The 4,109-nt window shown below is 54.9% G+C and carries 2 protein-coding genes; both read left to right on the plus strand.

Going from position 1 to position 4,109, the window contains the following annotated elements; all coding sequences use genetic code 11:
• Positions 1 to 3,419 (plus strand): hypothetical protein (locus tag WC529_09085; protein MFA5114423.1); only part of this gene is annotated, 3,419 nt, incomplete at its 5' end.
• Positions 3,420 to 3,479: 60 nt separating this feature from the next.
• Positions 3,480 to 4,109 (plus strand): hypothetical protein (locus WC529_09090; GenBank protein ID MFA5114424.1); only part of this gene is annotated, 630 nt, incomplete at its 3' end.

The following is a 4,109-nucleotide window of genomic DNA, read 5'->3' on the forward strand; positions in this document are numbered from 1 at the left end:
CCGCCGGTGACGGAAACCGGACCGCGTACTACCAGGTCCGCGACGCCGCCTTTAACAATAGCAATATCGTTAATGACAATATCTTGGTTGATACTGCTTCACCGACAGTTGATAGTCTTCTCCTGAAAGACCGAGTGACCGGTAGTACGGCCTTTACCAACCAATTGACCGTAACGCTGGAAGCGTTAGGGGTTAGTGCTGACGCGGTCTCGATGCGGATCGCGCAAGACGCGAGCTTCACCCAGAACTCGACCGGTTGGATTAGCTACACAGCGACAACCGAATATACCTTTACCGCCGGTGACGGAAACCGGACCGCTTACTTACAGGTTCGTGACGCCGCTTACAATGAAAGCAATATTGTTAACGATAATATCTTGGTTGATACTGCTTCACCGATGGTTGATAGTATCCTGTTGAGAGACAGAGTGACCGGCAGTACCGTTCGGACCAATCAGTTAACCGTGACGATCGAAGCTACCAATGTCAGCGCCGACGCGGTCTCGATGCGGATTGCGCAAGACGCGAGCTTTACCCAGAATTCGACCGGTTGGATTAGCTTTACGGCGACGACCGAATACACCTTTACGGCTGGTGACGGAAACCGGACCGCGTACTACCAGGTCCGTGATCTGGCTTCCAACGAAAGTAATGTTGTTAACGATAGTATTCTGGTGGATACCGCTTCGCCGACGGTTGACAGCATCTTGTTGAGAGACCGGACGACTGGCAGCACAACCGTGACCAATCAGTTGACGGTAACCATCGAAGCCTCCAATGTCAGTGCTGACGCGGTCTCGATGCGGATCGCGCAAGACGCGAGCTTTACCCAGAATTCGACCGGTTGGATTAGCTTTACGGCGACGACCGAATACACCTTTACCGCCGGTGACGGTACCCGGACCGCGTACTACCAGGTCCGCGACGCCGCCTTGAATAACAGCAACATTGTTAATGACAGTATCCTGGTAGATACCGCGTCACCGACTGTTGACAGCATCTTGTTGAGAGACAGGGTAACCGGCAGTACCGTTCGGACCAATCAGTTAACCGTGACGATCGAAGCTTCCAATGTCAGCGCTGACGTGGTCTCGATGCGGATTGCGCAAGACGCGAGCTTTACCCAGAACTCGACCGGTTGGCTAACTTTCCAGGCGACAACCGAATACACCTTTACGGCTGGCGATGGTTTGCGGACTGCGTACTACCAAGTTCGCGACGCCGCTTTGAACAATAGCAATATCGTTAACGATAATATCTTGGTTGATACCGCATCTCCGTTGGTCGGTAGCATTCTGTTGAAAGACCGGACGACCGGGAGTTTATCCTATTCCAGCGAACTGACCATCACGCTGGAAGCCTTTGGCGTTAGCGCCGACGCTGTTTCGATGGTCATTGCTCAGGACAGCGGCTTTACCCAGAACTCGACCGGTTGGATTAGCTACACAGCGACAACCGAATACACTTTGACCGCGGGTGAGGGGGCGAGGACTGTTTACTACAAGGTTCGCGACCTCTCTTCAAATGAGAGCAATGTCGTTAATGACGGCATTATTATCGATACCATTTCGCCGGAAGTCGATCACATAACCTTGTTTGACCGGATAACCGGTAGTCCGCTTTATTCCTTGGCTTCGCTGGTCTCCCTGGAAGCGTTCGGGGTCAGTGCCGACGCGGTCTCGATGCGGATCGCCCGCGACGCCGGATTCACCCAAGGGGCGACCGGCTGGATCGCTTACAATCCCAAGTACGACTTTACCCTGGCGGCCGGTGAGGGGACTCGCGACGCTTACTACCAGGTTCGGGATGCCGCTTCCAACGAAAGTTTGGTCAGGACCGCGCAGATCATCGTTAATTTCGGGCCCACCGCGCCGACCGTCCTGCTTAAAGACCGGATCAGCGGCAGCTCCATCTTTACCAAGGACCAGACGATCACCGTAGAAACGACCGTGACCGAGCCCGACATCTCCTGGCTGAGGATTTCGAGCAACAATTTGTTTGACGGCAGCGGCAACGATACCGGCTGGGTTACTTATGAAGCGTCACGCCTTTACACCATGACTGCCGGCGACGGTCTCCGGACCATCTACGTTAAAGTGCGCGATGTTGCTTCCAATGAATCAGCTTCCGGCAACGACAGTATTAATCTTGATACCACTCCACCGACGGCGCCGAACCTGGTGACCCCGGCGAATAACGCTTACATTAATAACAATCTGCCGACCCTGATCTGGAACGCGGCGATTGACGCGACCAGCGGGATCGCTAATTACGAAGTGAAGATTGACGGCTCAATCGTCGCGACCCTGGGAGCGGTCACCAATTATGCCGTGACCGGAGCCTTGTCCGACGCCGCTCACACCTGGCAGGTCAGGGCGCGCGACAATGCCGGCAACTGGGGCGCGAGCTCGGCGACCTGGACCTTCACCGTCGATACCAGTCTGCCGGCGGTCTCGGTCATCGCGCCGACGGCGGGTGAGTTGGTCAGCGGGACCGCTTACACTGTTCAATACTCGGCGACCGATGTGGGCGGGTTTGGCCCAACCCCGATCACCATTTCCTTGTCTTTGAACGGCGGCGCCAACTGGACGGTGATCGTCAGCGCTATCGCCAATAGCGGGACCTATAACTGGACCTTGCCGTCGATCTATTCGACCAATGCCGTGATCAAAGTCGACGCGATCGATCTGGCCGGGAACACTGGATCAGCCCTTAGCGGGACCTTCACGCTGGGTGAGCCGCAAATGGAAGCCCCGATCGCGTTCGTCAAGATCGACAAGGAATCTCCCAAGATCTTTGTTTCGATGTCCGGAGTAACGCTCGAGAGCGGCGATTATATCAGCAAAAAGCCGAAGTTCGAGATCCTGATCACCGACAACGTTTCGGTCGACCAGAGCTTCCGCAAGGTCGTCTTGAACAATACGGTCCTGCCGACCGAAGTGATCCAGTCGTCGGTCAAAGCCTTGAAGCTGTCGGCCGAATCGCCGATCGATCTCGACGACGAATCGCTCGCGACCCATTCGCTCCTGGTCGAAGCCAAGGACATGTCCGACAATTACGCCAAGAAGACGATCGACAACCTGCGGGTCGCGACCAGCGGTTCGGTCGGGGTGGTCGGCGGGAAAGTCACCGTCTTCCCGATGCCGTTCTCTTCTTCAGTCGATAAAGAATTCGGCCTGGCTTATAACCTGACCAAGGATGCTCAAGTCTCGATCTACCTGATCAGCGGGAGCGGGCACCAGGTCATTACCCGGCTCTATCTGCCGGGGACCAACGGCGGTAAAGCTGGCTTCAACCAGGTCAGGATCGAAGCGGTTCGCGACGACACCGGCACCGGCTTGGCGAACGGGATCTACGTGATCAGGGTGATCGGCGATTATAACCCGATCGGGAAAGCTTACTTGGTTGTTTACAATTAAACCGGTGGCATATTCCGTTTCAATAGGTTAAAATTTGGAATAAATTGAAGGGAGCAGGAAATGAGATTAATTAGAGCTTTTTTTTGCGTCATAGCCGCGTTGTTTCTGTTTTCTTCGACGGTTGCGGCTCAGATCGCGGTTTCTAACGACCCAACCTATATCGGTGTCGGCGCCCGGACCCTGGGCATGGGAAAGGCCTATGCCGGCGTAGCCGACGATCTCCTCGGGATCTTCAGCAATCCCGCGTCCTTAGCGTATCTTTCCAATTGGCAATTGACCACCATGGCCGGTAAATTCATTAATGAATATGACTATTTGAACTTTGGCGGCGCGTATCCGACCAAGTATGGCACTTTCGGCCTCGGCCTAGTCAGCAGTAGCATCGCCTTTACCGGTCCCGGGGTTACGACCGAAGTTCAGGACGGGGTCCGTTACGTCCCGTCGACTTCGGAGGGGACCAGCTTCTCTTACGGCAGCAAAACTTTGCTCTTGTCCTGGGGGGCGCCGCTTAAAGGGTTTATGAACTGGAAAGTTTTGGATAACGTTGCCGCCGGGGCGACGCTGAAGTTTTATTTCGCCAACATGACCGGTCCCGGGATCACCGGCGGGAACGCGAACGGCAACGAAGTCGATCTGGCCCTGCACTATGTTCCAAATAATGTTTTTAAGGCCGGGATGGTCTTGCAAAAC

The organism is Candidatus Margulisiibacteriota bacterium, assembly GCA_041650855.1.
Classification (GTDB): domain Bacteria; phylum Margulisbacteria; class WOR-1; order O2-12-FULL-45-9; family XYB2-FULL-48-7; genus JALOPZ01.